General features: G+C 39.0%; 13 protein-coding genes. 4 read left to right on the top strand and 9 right to left on the bottom strand.

Annotated features, from left to right (window positions below; translation table 11 throughout):
• Positions 1–129 precede the first annotated feature (129 nt).
• The 5 genes from SKA34_RS12875 to hinT all read right to left on the bottom strand — a co-directional run bounded on the left by SKA34_RS12875 (position 130) and on the right by hinT (position 3,660).
• Positions 130–969 carry a DUF6279 family lipoprotein gene (locus tag SKA34_RS12875; protein ID WP_006645971.1) on the bottom strand — a complete coding sequence of 280 codons (840 nt, stop codon included), beginning with the start codon at positions 967–969 and terminating at the stop codon, positions 130–132.
• 45 nt (positions 970–1,014) lie between these two features.
• Positions 1,015–1,929: a phosphotransferase gene (locus SKA34_RS12870; RefSeq protein ID WP_006645970.1), complete on the bottom strand. Its 915-nt coding sequence runs from the start codon at positions 1,927–1,929 to the stop codon at positions 1,015–1,017.
• A gap of 38 nt (positions 1,930–1,967) precedes the next feature.
• A complete protein-coding gene (lpoB, locus tag SKA34_RS12865) occupies positions 1,968–2,558 on the bottom strand; it encodes a penicillin-binding protein activator LpoB (RefSeq protein WP_006645969.1) in 591 nt (196 codons plus the stop codon).
• A 30-nt stretch (positions 2,559–2,588) separates the two neighbouring features.
• Positions 2,589–2,963, bottom strand: a complete 375-nt coding sequence (locus SKA34_RS12860; RefSeq protein ID WP_006645968.1) for a YcfL family protein — start codon at positions 2,961–2,963, stop codon at positions 2,589–2,591.
• 346 nt (positions 2,964–3,309) lie between these two features.
• Entirely contained in the window at positions 3,310–3,660 is a 351-nt protein-coding gene (hinT, locus tag SKA34_RS12855; RefSeq protein ID WP_005367093.1) for a purine nucleoside phosphoramidase, read from the bottom strand.
• A gap of 340 nt (positions 3,661–4,000) precedes the next feature.
• Here hinT and SKA34_RS12850 point away from each other — a divergent pair, with 340 nt between their 5' ends.
• Entirely contained in the window at positions 4,001–6,004 is a 2,004-nt protein-coding gene (locus SKA34_RS12850; RefSeq protein WP_039860351.1) for a methyl-accepting chemotaxis protein, read from the top strand.
• A 31-nt stretch (positions 6,005–6,035) separates the two neighbouring features.
• Here the strand turns inward: SKA34_RS12850 and SKA34_RS12845 are convergent, their stop codons facing one another.
• On the bottom strand, positions 6,036–6,902 hold the full coding sequence (locus SKA34_RS12845) for a DMT family transporter (RefSeq protein WP_232284274.1): 867 nt from the start codon (positions 6,900–6,902) through the stop codon (positions 6,036–6,038).
• 173 nt (positions 6,903–7,075) lie between these two features.
• Here SKA34_RS12845 and SKA34_RS12840 point away from each other — a divergent pair, with 173 nt between their 5' ends.
• From SKA34_RS12840 to pyrC, 3 genes are all read left to right on the top strand, one after another.
• Complete coding sequence (locus tag SKA34_RS12840) at positions 7,076–8,017, top strand: LysR family transcriptional regulator (protein ID WP_006645965.1); 942 nt, start codon at positions 7,076–7,078, stop codon at positions 8,015–8,017.
• Between the two features lie 220 nt (positions 8,018–8,237).
• Positions 8,238–9,173, top strand: coding sequence for a DMT family transporter (locus SKA34_RS12835; RefSeq protein WP_006645964.1), 936 nt, complete (start codon positions 8,238–8,240; stop codon positions 9,171–9,173).
• Positions 9,174–9,329: 156 nt separating this feature from the next.
• Positions 9,330–10,361, top strand: coding sequence for a dihydroorotase (pyrC, locus tag SKA34_RS12830; protein WP_006645963.1), 1,032 nt, complete (start codon positions 9,330–9,332; stop codon positions 10,359–10,361).
• Between the two features lie 91 nt (positions 10,362–10,452).
• Here the strand turns inward: pyrC and SKA34_RS12825 are convergent, their stop codons facing one another.
• From SKA34_RS12825 to SKA34_RS12815, 3 genes are read right to left on the bottom strand one after another with little or no spacing between them, the layout of a single operon-like run.
• Complete coding sequence (locus SKA34_RS12825; protein WP_006645962.1) at positions 10,453–13,527, bottom strand: efflux RND transporter permease subunit; 3,075 nt, start codon at positions 13,525–13,527, stop codon at positions 10,453–10,455.
• Between the two features lie 2 nt (positions 13,528–13,529).
• Positions 13,530–14,621, bottom strand: coding sequence for an efflux RND transporter periplasmic adaptor subunit (locus SKA34_RS12820; protein WP_006645961.1), 1,092 nt, complete (start codon positions 14,619–14,621; stop codon positions 13,530–13,532).
• On the bottom strand, positions 14,618–15,655 hold the full coding sequence (locus tag SKA34_RS12815; RefSeq protein ID WP_006645960.1) for an efflux RND transporter periplasmic adaptor subunit: 1,038 nt from the start codon (positions 15,653–15,655) through the stop codon (positions 14,618–14,620). The genes SKA34_RS12820 and SKA34_RS12815 overlap by 4 nt, the downstream gene beginning before the upstream one ends.
• Positions 15,656–15,739: the final 84 nt, after the last annotated feature.

Raw genomic sequence — 15,739 nt, 5'->3', positions numbered from 1 at the left:
AATTTAAAGTCATCCTTGCCCTAGTATAGGACGTTATAAATCTACCACTTTATATATGGTTTAACAGGACAATAATGAAAACTATGATCTTCTTTGCAAACTAGGCACATTGAAAATTCCCGTTTAGCGTTACTTCTTTTGAATTAACGTCGCTATATCTTTTCTAAGTGACGTTAATTCACGCTGCAAATAACGTAACTGCCGTGGGCTTAAACTCTCGTTTAACTGTTTCATGATGACAAAACGCTGGATTAAATACTCATCGAGTTGAGTTTGAAAAACCGCATTTTTAAGAGAAAGAATATTTTTCACTTGTTGTTCGATACTCGATGCAAACTGCACATTCTTCCGTTGTTTTAGTATCGTCTTTAATTGTGACAAGTTATTTGTTGCTATGTTTTGAAACATTGTGGATTGCTGTAATTGCAGTTGCGCTAAGCTTAAAATTAGCTGTTTTTGTTGCTTAGTTAGACCTCCAATCCAATCTTGGGTTTTATCCTTAAGCTCATCATAGCGATCTTGTAGGCGTTGCTGTGGACTTTTCGACAATCGCTCTTCCCGTCGCTCAGCCATCTCTTTTTCAATCGTTTGCAAACTGGCTGTAACTTGTGACGTACTCATTGTTTTTACAACATCTATGATCGGTGAAACAAAAACCAGAGCTGATGCTTCGCCTGCTTGTGTAAAACGCCGATGATAATTAGCGATTTGTGCCGCGGTTAAAGGTTTTTTTAGATCGGTTTGTAAAGCTGAAATCAATTTGTGAAATACAGCTAATTGTTGCTGTCGATGTTGTGCAAGTGCAATTTCAAGGCCTTGCTCTAACTCATTCTGTTGTTGAGAGTCCAAATCAAGATAATCTGATAAATAATAATCAATCCAGAAATCCAATGAATTGTACACCAATTTAAATGTGCAACCAGATAGCATCACACAAATAATGATTATGCTTATCGTTCTTTTCAACATCAGTACATCTCCTTGTACAAACGTTTCACACTTAATATAACGTCTCTATGTACCCATGTGTTTTAGCTTGAGCTCTAATTGCTTGGCTTGCTGTAAATAGTCATCATCATGCCAAACTTGATAACCCACCAAGTACCATAGTAATGCTAGGTACTCACACCAAGGCTGCCAGTAATTTACAGCCTCTAACCACTTTAATGTTTCAGCAGATACTGGAGTGATATCAGACTCCTCTCTTGCCAAACAATAATCTTTCACCGCTTGTTCAGGACTAAGTGCATTAGCTAATATTGTCATGGTTAAATCAAGAGAAGGATCGCCTGCACAGGCATATTCCCAATCGATAACTTTAGCGCTTATACTGTCAACTAACTGGTCACAGTCATTAGGGACAATAATATTGTAACGCCCTAAATCAAAATGACAGCAGGTATCAGGAAAGTAATGATTAATCTTCTGATTATCAAAATAATGAAAAATAGACATTAATTGTTTTGATTTTAAATCAACAGGAATTTTTTGCCAGTAATGCTCAATACGTTGTTTAATATCTAATCGATGAGTAGGAAGCGGTAAATCATGAATACGCGCTTGTAGCTGGCACAGTTGCTGATTGGTAAATCGTTTATCTGCTTGTTCGCCTTCAAGCCAATCTACAATTAATACTTGTTCATTATTATTTCGATTCGTGTCTAACAATGCATAGGGTTTTGGCGCTAATTCAGAATGTTCAATTAAACGTAATAACTGATATTCATGCGTTCGATTAATACCAAAAGCTTGAGCCGTGCTCGTTAATGGTCGCCACACGTAATGGGAAGATTGATTATTTGAAGGATGGTAAAGGAATAGCTTCCAACAGCGATTGGTTAAACCACCAGCTAATGGGCTCGCTGTTAGAAGTTGTGCATCTGGTAACAAAGACAATAATGTGTGATCAAAACTATCGTTATCTTTCATTATAATTTCAACATTGCTACCAGAATATTTAGGCTAAATTACCAATCTTGAGAGTCTGATTCACTCTTAGGTGCTAAACCCGAATCAGTCCATTCAATTGAACCTGAATTTGTATCCATCAAACGCATGGTCATTTTATAAAAAGGGACATTCTGACCATCTTGACGCTTGCTAGTATTGGTTAAATGCCCATACAGCATGTATTGCGCGCCTGTCATTTTAGCAAATTGAATCGCAGTACCTTGATTAACAAAACGATCATTTTCACTAAAGTTCATTTGTTTACGCACCGCATCAACGCGAGATTTATCAACTAAGTTGAATTTACCAGAACGTGAAATTTTAGACTTAATCGTGTTAGTAAGCGACTTAGTATCAACATGTCCACTGGTATTGTTTTGAATATTATCAACAATCACGATCGGATGCTTACCGCCAGCTGTAATTGAAGATACAGCCGGTGATGACAACATCTTTGTTGTTAAGTCCGATGCCGTACTATCAAGATCATTAGAGCCCAAATTTACCGATGGCGTTTCAGGTAAATGCGTATTCACATAATCGACAGTTTGGGCACAACCACCTAATAATGAAGATGCTGTTAATAATACAAGAACGCTTTTTTTCATTGTTTAACCTTAACAATATTTTATATTAAATCAGTATACTGCTCGACGAACGTAAATACGATATTGGGTAGCTTCAGTTTTATCAGCAACACCTTGTAAAATTACTTCACCGTTGCCTGCTAAAGCAAAGGGATGCCATGGTGCAGCACTTCCACTGATCTCTAAACCTTGGTCATCATACCAATAAAAACGGTATTGTAAGTTCAGATCTGTGTTAACTTTATTTATTGCCTCTACAGAGGCTTGCATTAAACCATTAACTTTCGTTATACGGGCTTCTCTAAAAACTAAGCTACGTGCTAGAACAGAGTTACCAATAACGACATTTTGATTACTGTTTTCAATACTAATACCAGCATTATCACTGCTACATCCAGTGATAATTAATGCTAAAAATAATGTCATTACATACTTCATTACATGCCTCTTAATAGCGTGACAATCAAATTTCTTAGTAACATTATAAGAAACTCACTAATGAGCGTGCGTTTTGCTATTACCCATAAGTTCTTACTAACGAATCTAACCATCAGTATTTACCTTTAAATAACAATGCGTTAAATTTTAATATTAGTAAGCGACGATTACCAATAAAGTTATTGATAAACTGCAGATATAATCAATATATCGCAATAAAAAAGCCTGAATATCACACCACTTATCGCATAGATGACGAGAAGATTAAAGATACTCAAGCTTTCTATCTGGGGGGAATTATTTCCCATTACATAATGTTATTAGCACGCCATGACTAACCAACTAGCATTGGCCCTAAAGGACGTCCACCTAATAGGTGCATGTGGATATGGTAAACTTCTTGTCCACCATAAGGGTTACAATTGACGATCAAACGGTAACCATCTTCTGCAACGCCTTCCTTTTCTGCTAATTTACGAGCAACAGTAAACATACGCCCCATCATCAGTTCATCATCGGCTTCCACATCATTGACTGTTGGGATCAATTTATTGGGTATAATTAAGATATGGCTTGGAGCACGAGGATTGATATCACGAAATGCCGTGACTAAGTCATCTTGATACAAAATATCAGTTGGAATTTCTTTACGAATAATTTTACTGAAGATAGTTTCTTCCGCCATTTCTGACTCCATCAAATCATTGTTATTTGTTTAGTTAGTGAGTATGCGTCAGTCAACTCTATTGCGCAATATTGAACGTTGTTTTAAAGATTTAATAGAGAAAATTATTCACGTTTTCGTGTTTTTTTGATGCAGCGATCAAACAATTGAACCCTAAACAAATTTATCTATCAAGACTCATGCAAAAGTGACGATAGTATAGGTTGGAGTTAATTTGATAATTCAATTCGCAAATTTAGTATTGATTGCGAAATAAAGGATTAACCATTATCAAATTACATTTATGACTAATAGGTCAGCATTATGATGACACTGACCCTTTGCTAAATATAGGGATATTATGAAGAAATCTAGCCAAACTTCAGTCATACGTCGCATGTACTCAGGTTTTGTGGTTATGGTTGCATTGTTTGTTTTAACCATCGTGCTCATGCTTGATGGAACAAACCGTATCCATAACCAGTTAACAACAGTAACAACAGACGCACTTCCTTTAGTCTCTATATCAAATAAAGTCAGTGTTAAACTTCTTGCCGCAGACAAAACTTTTAAAGACTTTTTAACCAGTCAAGATCTAGCCGCAATGAAAACTTATGAGGCCGATTTTCGTAAAGCGACAAGAGACTTCGTCTCTGCGCGTAAAGAGCTTGTAGCCATTGCTGAAAGTAATCCTGAATTAACATCTTACATTAAAGCGCTAACCGAATTAGAACAACGTTACTTCAGCGAAGCTCAAACCGCGATGGGTAATTATCGCGCACAAATGTTAGCTGGTTATGAGCGCCAACAATCAGCACGACGCTTCCAGCGTTTGCAAGCTGAGCTCAGCATTGGTATGAAAGAATACATTAATGAACAAGATAATATGGCTGTTAAAATGATGGCTAAAAATTTCTTTGTGAAGTTAAAAGAAACAGAAACCATTACTTCAGACGCCCTTGCTACTGACGATATAAGTAAGATTAAAGCAGCAATGAAGGCGAATAAACGCAGTGTAAACCATCTTGCCAACGCATTTCGTAGCCTAACAACCCTACTTTCAGGCTTAAAAGAAACATTCGGTAAATCTGTTACTCAATACACGTTAGATATCGGTAAAAAAGGCGGTGTGCTAGATCAACACTATGAATATATTGAAGCAAAAACACGCCTTTACGACAACATTTCCACGCTAACTAAAGAAGTTAACCAAGCACTATCAATTCTTGAGCAATTTAATCAGCAAGCGACCAATCAAATGGATCAAGCGATTGCAACAGCTGATAACACTTACAATCAAGGCGTTACCAAAGCTGTTGGTATTGCGATTGTCGTTATTTTATTAGCAATTTCTATTGGTTGGTATTTGGCACGAAGTGTTCGTCGTCCACTAGTTTCTATGCTTAAAACCCTTGAATCATTAACTGATGGCGATATGACGCAGCGCACAGAAAGCAGTCAATTCATTGAATTTAAAAAATTAAGTCACCACATCAATACGTTAGCTGGTAACCTCCAACAAATTTTAAGCCAGCTAAGTAAAGCATCTGAAAACCTCACTCAAGTTGCAGCAGAAAACCAAAGTACAACAGCACAAGCAAAACAGCGACTCAATGAACAACGAGAGCAAACCGTTTCAGTGGCAACAGCAATGACAGAGATGGAACACTCAGTTACTGACGTATCGCAAAGCGCGCAAAACACCATGGAACGTGTTCATGAAGTGGAACGTGCATCAGCAACAGGTCGTGAAGTAATGAGTAAAAACATCAATATTGCCCATCAGCTTTCAACTCGTTTAGATGACTCTGTAACTGCCGTTGCTGATCTTCAACAAATGAGCAGTAATATTGGCTCTATTTTGGATGTTATTCGTAATATTGCCGACCAAACTAACCTACTCGCACTGAATGCTGCCATTGAGGCGGCCCGTGCTGGCGATCAAGGACGAGGCTTTGCCGTTGTTGCCGATGAAGTACGTGTTCTCGCGAAACGTACCACCGACTCTACCTCTGAAATTGAAGCGATGATCCAAAACCTTCAAGGAAGTTCAGGCCAAGCGATGGAGATGATGCAAAGCTGTGTAACAGAAATGGACAACAGTATTAATCAAGCATCAGATGCCAATAGTGCAATGGAAGAAATCCAGGCGATTATCATTGAAATTAGCCAAATGAGTAGTCAAATTGCACAATCAGCGGAAGAGCAGCGTACGACCACTGCCGACATTGCCCGTAGTTTAGAGGATATTAGCCATATTGCTGATAGTAACTACAATGCAATGGAAGAAATGGCAGAAGCCAGTACCATGTTAGATAGCTTAGCCACTGAACAAAATAAATTAGTTCACAAATTTAAACTGTAATTTAAGCTAGGCAAATAAATGGAGCCGATCATCAGATCGGCTTTTGTATTTTAGAGAAAAATTTACATTTCGGTTTAACTGAAATAAACATAGCTGCCAATACAATCATTCCCGCCCCTACCCATTGAAGCTGTTCAAATTGTTCACCTAACCACCAATGTGCAAACAAACCACCAAATACAGGCTCTAATCCTAATAAAAAAGAGACTTGAGTAGGACTAGTATGCTTCACCCCATAGTTTTGAAAGTAAAATGCAAACAAGGTACAAAAAATAACTAGGTAACCAATATATATCCAAAACTCTGGCGCACTAGGTATGATGAATTGATCTACAGGGACAGTGAAAATCAATAAGCTAATACAAATAGCAGTTACCACTGATAGTTGGATAAATGTTGCCACCATAGGATCACAATGTTGTTGATTCATCTTCTTTTTAGTCATCACCACAAAAGCAGCACGTCCCAACGCAGCGATCAAAATTAAAATATTACCGATATTGAACGTTACCGTATTCAGGCTATCTCCTACTAATAACCACACACCAGCAATCGCAATGCATCCGGCAAATAAATCTGCAACCGCAAGTTTATGACGATTAAACAATGCATCAACAGCAGGAGTAAAAATAATAAATAGGCTAATAAGAAAAGCAGCATTTGAAGCCGATGTGTGTTTCAGTCCGTAAGTTTCGGCCAAATAAATGATGCTTAATATGCCTCCAGTTGGGGCTAATTGTCGCCAAACCTGCCTATTTAATTTTTTGCTTACTAAGGGGAATATCACTAAAAGTGTGCAACAAAAACGAATCACCAAAAACATCAATACCCCGGTATAGAGCAAGGACTCTTTTGCCACACCAAAACTGGTTCCCCAAAATACAGCGGCAGCTAACACGCCTATTGTTGCTATTAACGATGTATTTAAAAATACACTTTTATTCTGCTCGACCTGCTCCATTTACACACATCCTTTCTTACACTGTTTTAGTCACTGTTCTTGTAAGATTGAATGGTATATGTTTGACTTGATGTTGATAATACCGCCAATAAGCAAAGGATTTGTGACTGATGGACAAAAATAAAATTATTCAACTTCTTCCTGATATTGCAGCTTTTGTCACTGTTGTAGAATCAGAGAGCTTCAGTCATGCAGCAAAAAATTTGGGAATGACACCATCAGGTGTTAGCCGTCAAATCAGCCGCCTAGAAAAAGAACTTCAAGTACAACTGATCAAACGCAGTACCCGTAGCCAATCACTCACCATTGCAGGACAAGAAGCTTACCAATATGGTAAAAATATTCTTCAGCAAGCCCAAGATGTAGTAAATATAGCCAGTAAGCAAAAGCAAGATATTGAAGGAATACTCACCATAGCTTCACCGAAAGCGTTTTGTCGTCAGGTACTCCAACCCCTATTACTGGAATTTGTTGACACTTACCCAAAGCTACAACTAAAAATCCAAGTTACAGACAAACCGATCGATCCGCTCTATCACGACGTAGATGTCGTTTTTAGGTTAACCAACGAGCCTCAAAATAACTTAGTTGCCAAACAATTAGCCACTAACGATCTAGTATTATGTGCAAGCCCCTATTACCTTGAAAAGAAAGGGACACCAACGCACCCAAAGCAATTAGCCCAGCATGATTGTATCTATCTAGGTGAAACAAATACTGACAACCAATGGCGATTTAAATCTGAAGATGAAGAGCTGAAAGTAACAGTGAATGGGCGCTATATTGTTAATCATACAGAGATGCGTTTAGACGCAGCATTAAATCACTTTGGCATTGCAGTATTGCCTGTATTCGTCGCTCAAAAAGCTTTGCAATCAAAAGCCCTTACAGCAGTACTTAACGATTGGAGACTACTTGATAATTACCAAGGTACTGTGTTCATACAATACTTGCCTAATATCAATATGCCTTATCGCCAACGCGTGTTTATCGATTTTATTACCGAAAAATTTTCATCTGATTTAAGAAAAAAACTCAGCAATTGCACTTAATTACTTGTAAGTGTTTTTTATCTCTTGTAAGTTGAAATTAGCGTTCAATAAACAGGCAACACTATGATTTATTAATCTATTTTTACTTGTTACATTTGGCTCCTCAATTCACTACTGCCATCCGGCCGGTAGAGTTTTGCTATCTGGCTGTGAGTTATGCTCAGCCAGTGACCTCCGCATTTCTCGCAGCATTATTTTTCATCTTTAAGCGAGAAATCACATGACATCATCGAACTCAAACAACAACCCAGTTAACGAAAGCGTCAGCTCCACTTATGCTGAACTCAATAAAGGCATTGTTTATGCCCTTATCGGTACTGCTTTATTTTCTATCAAGCCCGTTTTTATCAAACTTGCTTATCAATATGGTGGAGATGTGGTGTCGATTATGTCGTTACGAGCGATAAGTTCTGTGCCAATTTATATCGTTATGATGCTGTGGCTATTAAGAAAAATAGAGCATAGAGATAATCTGAAACGATATGGTTTAGCAGCAAGCGCTATTGGAATTTTAGGCTATTATGTTGCGTCATACCTTGATATTGCAGCCATGGCCCATATCAGCGCACAACTAGAACGACTACTAATTTTTCTATTTCCAAGCTTCGTCGTTTTAATTAGTTGGAGTGTCCTAAAACAAAAGCCAGCACAAGGTACATTTAAAGCAATTGCACTTGGCTATATTGGCGTCGCTTTTATTGTTTTTCATGATCTAGGAAGTATGGGGAATAATGTCTTGCTAGGGAGTGGATTAGCCATTGCATCTGCATTCGTTTTCGCTTGTTACTTAATCATGAGTAAAAAGTTAATTACCCAAATGGGAAGCCAATTATTTACCTGTATCGGAATGGGATCTGCGGGGATCATTATTTTAATTCAAAGCCAATGGCAAGGCGTCAATGTGATCGAGCTGGATCCAGTACTTATCCTGCTTGGGATCGCGCTAGGGATCTTTTGTACTGTGTTGCCATCATTTTTTGTTGCTGCCGCTATGCAAAAATTAAATCCATCACTGCTAAGTTTAACCAGTAATGTTGGCCCTGCTATTACCGCAGTTTTTGCTATCACATTACTTAATGAACCTTTTACTTTTTATCATGCTATAGGCATGCTCTTTGTGGTTTATTCAGTAATAAGCATGAAGAAAAGAGATTAATGATACACAGATTCTAACTAAAGTGCTGTGATCATATTCTCTTTTGGCAAACGATTGCTTTTTAATTCAACAATCAAACCGATTGTTGAATTAATGACCTTTACTTAGCGCAACGATACTTTTAAAATCGGACAAATTTTTTGGAAGGGAAAAAAAATGACAACATTAACGATTACTCGTCCTGATGATTGGCACACACATTTACGTGATGGCGATGTATTAAAAGATACAGTAAGGGATATTAGCCGTTACATGGGGCGCGCGATCATCATGCCTAATTTAATCCCTCCTGTTACTGATACAGAATCAGCTTTAGCTTACCGTGACCGCATTCTTGACGCTCAACCAAACCCAACTTTCTCACCACTTATGGTTATCTACCTAACAGATAACACATCACCTGAAGAAATTAAGAAAGCCAAAGCATCAGGTCATGTATATGCAGCTAAACTCTATCCTGCTGGCGCAACGACTAACTCAGATTCTGGCGTCACTTCAATTGATAAAATTCGTCCCGCATTACAAGCGATGCAAGAAGCTGGTATGCCGCTTCTGATTCATGGTGAAGTAACACACAATCATGTTGATATTTTCGATCGTGAAAAAGCATTCCTTGATACTGTACTTGGTCCTATTGTTGAAGAATTTTCATCAATGAAAATTGTACTTGAACACATCACGACAGCAGATGCTGTAAAGTTTGTTCAAAATGTAGGTGACAACGTTGCTGCTACCATTACAGCTCACCACTTAATGTTTAACCGTAACCATATGCTAGCAGGTGGTATTCGCCCACACTTCTACTGTTTGCCTATCTTAAAACGTAACACTCACCAGCAAGCATTAGTGGATGCAGCAACCAGTGGTAGCAAGAAGTTTTTCTTAGGTACAGATACCGCACCACATGCAAAAGGCATGAAAGAAGCGGCATGTGGTTGCGCTGGCTCTTACACTGCTCATGCAGCTATCGAGCTATATGCAGAAGTTTTTGAGCAAGCAGGTGCACTAGATAAATTAGAAGGTTTTGCTAGCTTTAATGGCCCAGATTTTTACGGCCTACCGCGTAATACAGATACTATTACGCTTGTAAAAGAGTCGTGGACAGTAGCAGATGAAATGCAATTTGGTAGCAACACGGTTGTACCTATTAAAGCGGGTGAAACCATTAGCTGGAAAGTGAACGCTTAATCACTGAAGTCAACCAAACGCTAAATAGCTTTATAAAAATAAAGGCTTCCGAATCGGAAGCCTTTTTAATTTAAGTTAATTTAATTCATCATTAAGCGGTTTCTTTTGTCGGTACTTTAAGCTTATGGAATAAACGATATAACACAGGAACAACGATTAACGTTAATACGGTAGCAAAACTTAAACCAAACATAATGGTCACTGCCATTGGCTTAAAGAACACGTCCGGTAAAAGCGGTAACATACCTAAAACAGTGGTGATAGCAGCCATACAAACAGGGCGTACACGACTGACGGCCGCATCTAACACGGCTAAATATTTCTCTTTACCACTGGCTATCTCAATCTCAATTTGGTCTAACAATACGATACCGTTTTTCACTAACATACCGGATAGACTTAAGAAACCAAGTAATGCCATGAAACCAAATGGCGTATTAAGTAACAACAAACCTAGTGTCACCCCAATGATTGCCAATGGCACGGTTGCCCATACAATCAATGCTTCTTTTACTTTGTTGAAAAGCAAAACTGTAATTAGGAACATAGCTAAATAACCCATCGGCATCGTTTGGAATAGCGAGGCTTGAGCATCTGCTGATGATTCATACTCCCCTCCCCATTCCAAGGTGTAACCCTCAGGCAGTTCAATATTAGCGATTGCGGGCATGATACGTTTTTGTACTGTCGCTGCCGTTTCTTCGCCAATAGGATCCGGATCCGCCATTACTGTTAACACACGTTTACGATTTTTACGCACCACTAATGGATCTTCCCAACGTACATTGACACCTAGCACCACTTGTTGCAGTGGAATATAGCCTTGAATAGCTGGGCTCCAGATCTTCATGCCTTCTATGGTACTAATGTCGACTCGCTCATCCTCAGGCAAACGTGCCACGATTGGCATGAGGTTTGTGCCTTCACGATAGAGACCAATATTGATCCCCGAAAATTCCATTTGTAGTAATTCATCAACATCTTTTTTAGTAATGCCATAGCGTCTAGCTTGGCTTTCATTAAATATTGGCTCAATAACTTTGGTACGCTCTCGCCAGTCATGTCGAATGTTAAATGCACCAGGATCTGCATTCATTACATCCACCACTTGCGACGCAATACCACGTAAGACGGTTGGATCTGAACCAACAATCCTCGCTTCAATTTTAGCGCCGGATGAAGGCCCTAACATTACCAGTTTGGCTTTGTATTCAATTTCAGGAAATTGTTTATCTAATTGTTCACGGAAATTTTTCATTACAGGAACAACACTATCAAATGAGTCAACACGCACAATTAACTCACCATAAGCGGCGTAGCTTTTCTCTGCTGCATACGTCAACATGAAACGTTGCGAACCTTTACCCGCACTTGAACTGACGTATTCTACGCCCTTTTCCGCTGCAACCACTTTCTCAAGCTGTTTTAACGTATTATTAGTTGCACGAATATCGGTTCCTTCAGGAAGCCATACATTTACCATGAACATTGGCGTTGTAGATGCAGGAAAGAACGATTGTTTCAATAATGTAAAGCCATATAAGCTAGAACCTAACATCAAGATCAAGGTGATCACTGTTAGCCATGCGCGACGCATACAAAACTCTAATGACTTACGGTATACGGTGAAGAAAATACCGCCATACGGATCTTTTCGATCACTATCTTGATCCACTTTGACGTTTTTAAAGAAAAGATCGGCAAAGAAGGCCGTTAACGATATCGCTGTAAACCAACTCAACATCAGTGAGATCAGAAGCACCGTAAACAGTGTTCGACAATATTCACCCGTTGAATCTTGCGATAAACCAATTGGCGCAAATGCCATTACCGCAATAACTGTTGCCCCTAACAGTGGCCACTTGGTTTGAGTCACAATGTCAGAAGCCGCTTGCATTCGCGTTCGCCCCTTCTGCATGCCTATCAATATCCCCTCGACCACCACTATGGCATTATCCACCAGCATACCCAGTGCAATAACTAGGGCACCTAACGAGATACGTTGTAAATCAATCGCTAACCACTTCATAAACACAAAGGTGCCTAAAACAGTCAGAAGCAAGACTAAACCAATCAGTAAGCCTGAACGAAGTCCCATAAAGAAAAGCAGCACCACAATAACAATGGCAACAGCCTGCCCTAAACTAACAACGAAACCACTTACTGACTTATCTACTTCAATCGGCTGGCTATATACTGCATCAATATCAATACCCACTGGCTGTTGTTCTTTCAGTTCTGCCAGCCTTTGCATAACGCGTTGACCTACTTCAACAACATTAACTCCAGCGACAAAAGAAATACCGACGTTCAGCGCTTCTTTACCATTAAAGCTAACTAAGTTGTCTGGAATTTCGTTGAAACCTTTTTTGATCTCAGCAACATCTCGAAGGTAAATCAGCCCATTAGCGCCTTTATCGGTAATGATTAAATCGCCCAGTTCATCAACATTTTTAAACTCACCAGTAGGATGAACACGAACATATTCATCACCAATACGCACTGCACCCGCACTCGTCACTAAATTTTGTGTCGCTAGAATATTGTAAATTGTATCTAAAGAAATACCGAGGCTGCTGAGTCGCTGCATTGAGATTTCAATGAATACTTGTTCTTGCTGATTACCTGTAACACCCACTTTTCCTACACCATCAACAAGTTCAACTTCTCGGCGCAAGTAATCAACATAGTCACTGAGCTCTTTATAGCTATATCCATCACCAGTTACAGCTAACAAAATGCCGTAAACATCACCGAAGTCATCAATGACTTTAGGCTTAGCTACACCTGGAGGTAAATTAGAGGATATATCATTGACCTTACGGCGTAATTCATCCCAAATTTGTGGTAAATCGTCAGGGCCATAATTGTTTTTCATTGTCACTGTTATTTGTGACAACCCTCGACTCGAAATAGAATTCACTTCATCAACATAGGTTAACTGCTGAATCGCTTTTTCTATTGGATAGGTAACTTCTTCTTCAACTTGCTGTGGTGTCGCCCCAGGGTAAGAGGTAACAACCATAGCGTCTTTAATAGTAAATGCTGGATCTTCTAATTGGCCTAAACCAAAGAAAGAAAAGGTTCCACCGACAAGAAATATTAGCGTCAGCATCCAGCTGATCACTTTATTCTTAATAAAATAAGTCGCGATATCTTGCTTCATTATTATTGCCCCTCCCTAGCTAATACCACCACTTTTTGTCCCTCTCGTAAGCGGTTAACGCCTGTAACAACAACGTGTTCCCCTTGTTTAACACCAGATTTTAATCGCACCCCTTCAGGCACAACTTTATCGGTTACCACAAGGCGTTTCGACACCGTATTGTCTGGTGTCAGTATCCAAACATATTTCTGATCTGAGGTAATATCATCACCGTCTAAATTAAATAAGGCTTCAAGAGGTACGATTTGCTGCCCAACTTGATAAACTTGTAACTTCTGAGCATCGGCTTCAACTTCAACGGGCATACCTTCCAAAATGAACTGATTTTTGGGCATCGGCATCGTTAAGGTCACTAAAAATGAACCCGATTCTGGATCTGGTTCAGTGGTAAATTCTTTTAATGTCACCACGTATTTTTCATTATTGGGTAAAATGACTTTCGAGGAAGAACCCTGTGCTTTATTAACATCCAAGATACTTTGCTTGGAGTAAATCATATCAGGCGCTTGGATCTCGATATCAACAGAATCAGTGCTATGAATATTCATAATCTGCTGACCTACTTTGATATTTTCAAATTGCTCAACGGGAATAGTTGAAATCACACCACTAAATGGGGCTTTTAGCGCAGTAAAACTTAATTTTAATTTGGCTAAATCAAGATTTGCTTTCGCAATACTTCGCTTAGCTTTTAATTCATCAAATTGAGACTGGGGTAAATAGCCATTTTTTAATAACGTTGCGGAACGGCGGTATTGGCTATCAATAACATTGTATTTAGCTTGAGCGTCATCCACCTCTAATGTGTAATCACGTGGATCCAATCGCGCTAATACCTGCCCTTTTTTAACAGTGTCTCCTGAGCGTACTAATATTTGCGTGATTTCTCCTGCAATACGAAACGATAAAATAGATTTATCAGCCGCAGATGCCACTGCTGGAAACGTTAATTTCGGTGATTGTTTGCCTGACTGTACCTGCTGTACCTTTACTCGCGGTTGCGCTTCGCGCGGCTCAACGCTTGGTTTCTCACAACCTTGAAGTAACCATGCTGTACAGATTGCCAATGTCAATAAACGATAACGTTTGATCATAATCCACGCTCCTTGATCCATGAGCGGACCTTCTGACCTGATTGCAATTCAGAAACACCTGATGTCGCTATAACATCGCCATCTTCTAAACCTGATATCACACGATTATTGTTATCTAATATGACTTCAGTTCTAACAACTTGCTGATTATCATCAACACGCCAAACATAGTTTTTACTGTCTTCAGTAATGATCGCACGCATAGGTATTGCGCCTGCATTTCCATGTGGAAGAACAATTGTCACGCTACCCGACATTCCCGGCATAATATTGCTGCCTTCTGGACGCGCCATTGAGAGTGTCACTTTATAACTGGATGTTTTGCTATCTGGCTCTGTATCAATTTCTTTAAATTGTGCGGGAAAAGTTTGATTCGCTAAGGTATCAAAAGCAACGGTAGGATTTATGATTTCGGCATGACCTTGAAAGCGCGCTAAAAGATAATCAGGAAGCTGAAATGTCATATTGATCAATTTAGCACTTTGAATATGCATTACAGGCTGTTTTGCACTGATATATTCATAGTTTTCAACCATGGATAAAGAAAGGTGCCCGTCATAAGGTGCGATAAGCTTGGCATAACTTAAATTCGATATTGCTTTATCTAATGTGGCTTTGGCCTGTTTTAAGTTAGCTTTAGAGGTATCGTAATCTAGCTCTGACACCACATTTTTTTTCCGTAATTTTTTATCGCGCTTAAATTGCACATTCGCTAAATCATATTGCGCTTGCGCCTGCTTCACTAGCAGTGAAAATTCATCGTTGTTTAATGTTGCAAGTATCTGTCCTTTCGTCACAAATTGACCAGGATGTACATCAACGCTAGCAAGTTGACCTGAAACACGAAAAGCTAAAACGGCTTTATCTCCAGCCTCAACAATTGCTGGGAATGCCCGTTGTGATTCATTATTACCAACTGAAACTGATTGTAATTTAACCGGTCGAGATTCAGGCTCAGCAATCGCTGATTTATCATCCTTGCAGCCAATTAATGCTAAGCATGTAAACAATGCCGCAAAAAAGCGATATCTCATACTACTCTCCATGATGTTTCATACTAAATTTTTCTATTGTTAAAAAATGTATGAAAATATATATATCTATGAATAGTAGAGGCT

The organism is Photobacterium sp. SKA34 (genome assembly GCF_000153325.1).
GTDB lineage: Bacteria > Pseudomonadota > Gammaproteobacteria > Enterobacterales > Vibrionaceae > Photobacterium.
The sequence above is the reverse complement of the archived record's forward strand: the minus strand, read 5'-3'. Positions and strand labels throughout refer to the sequence as shown.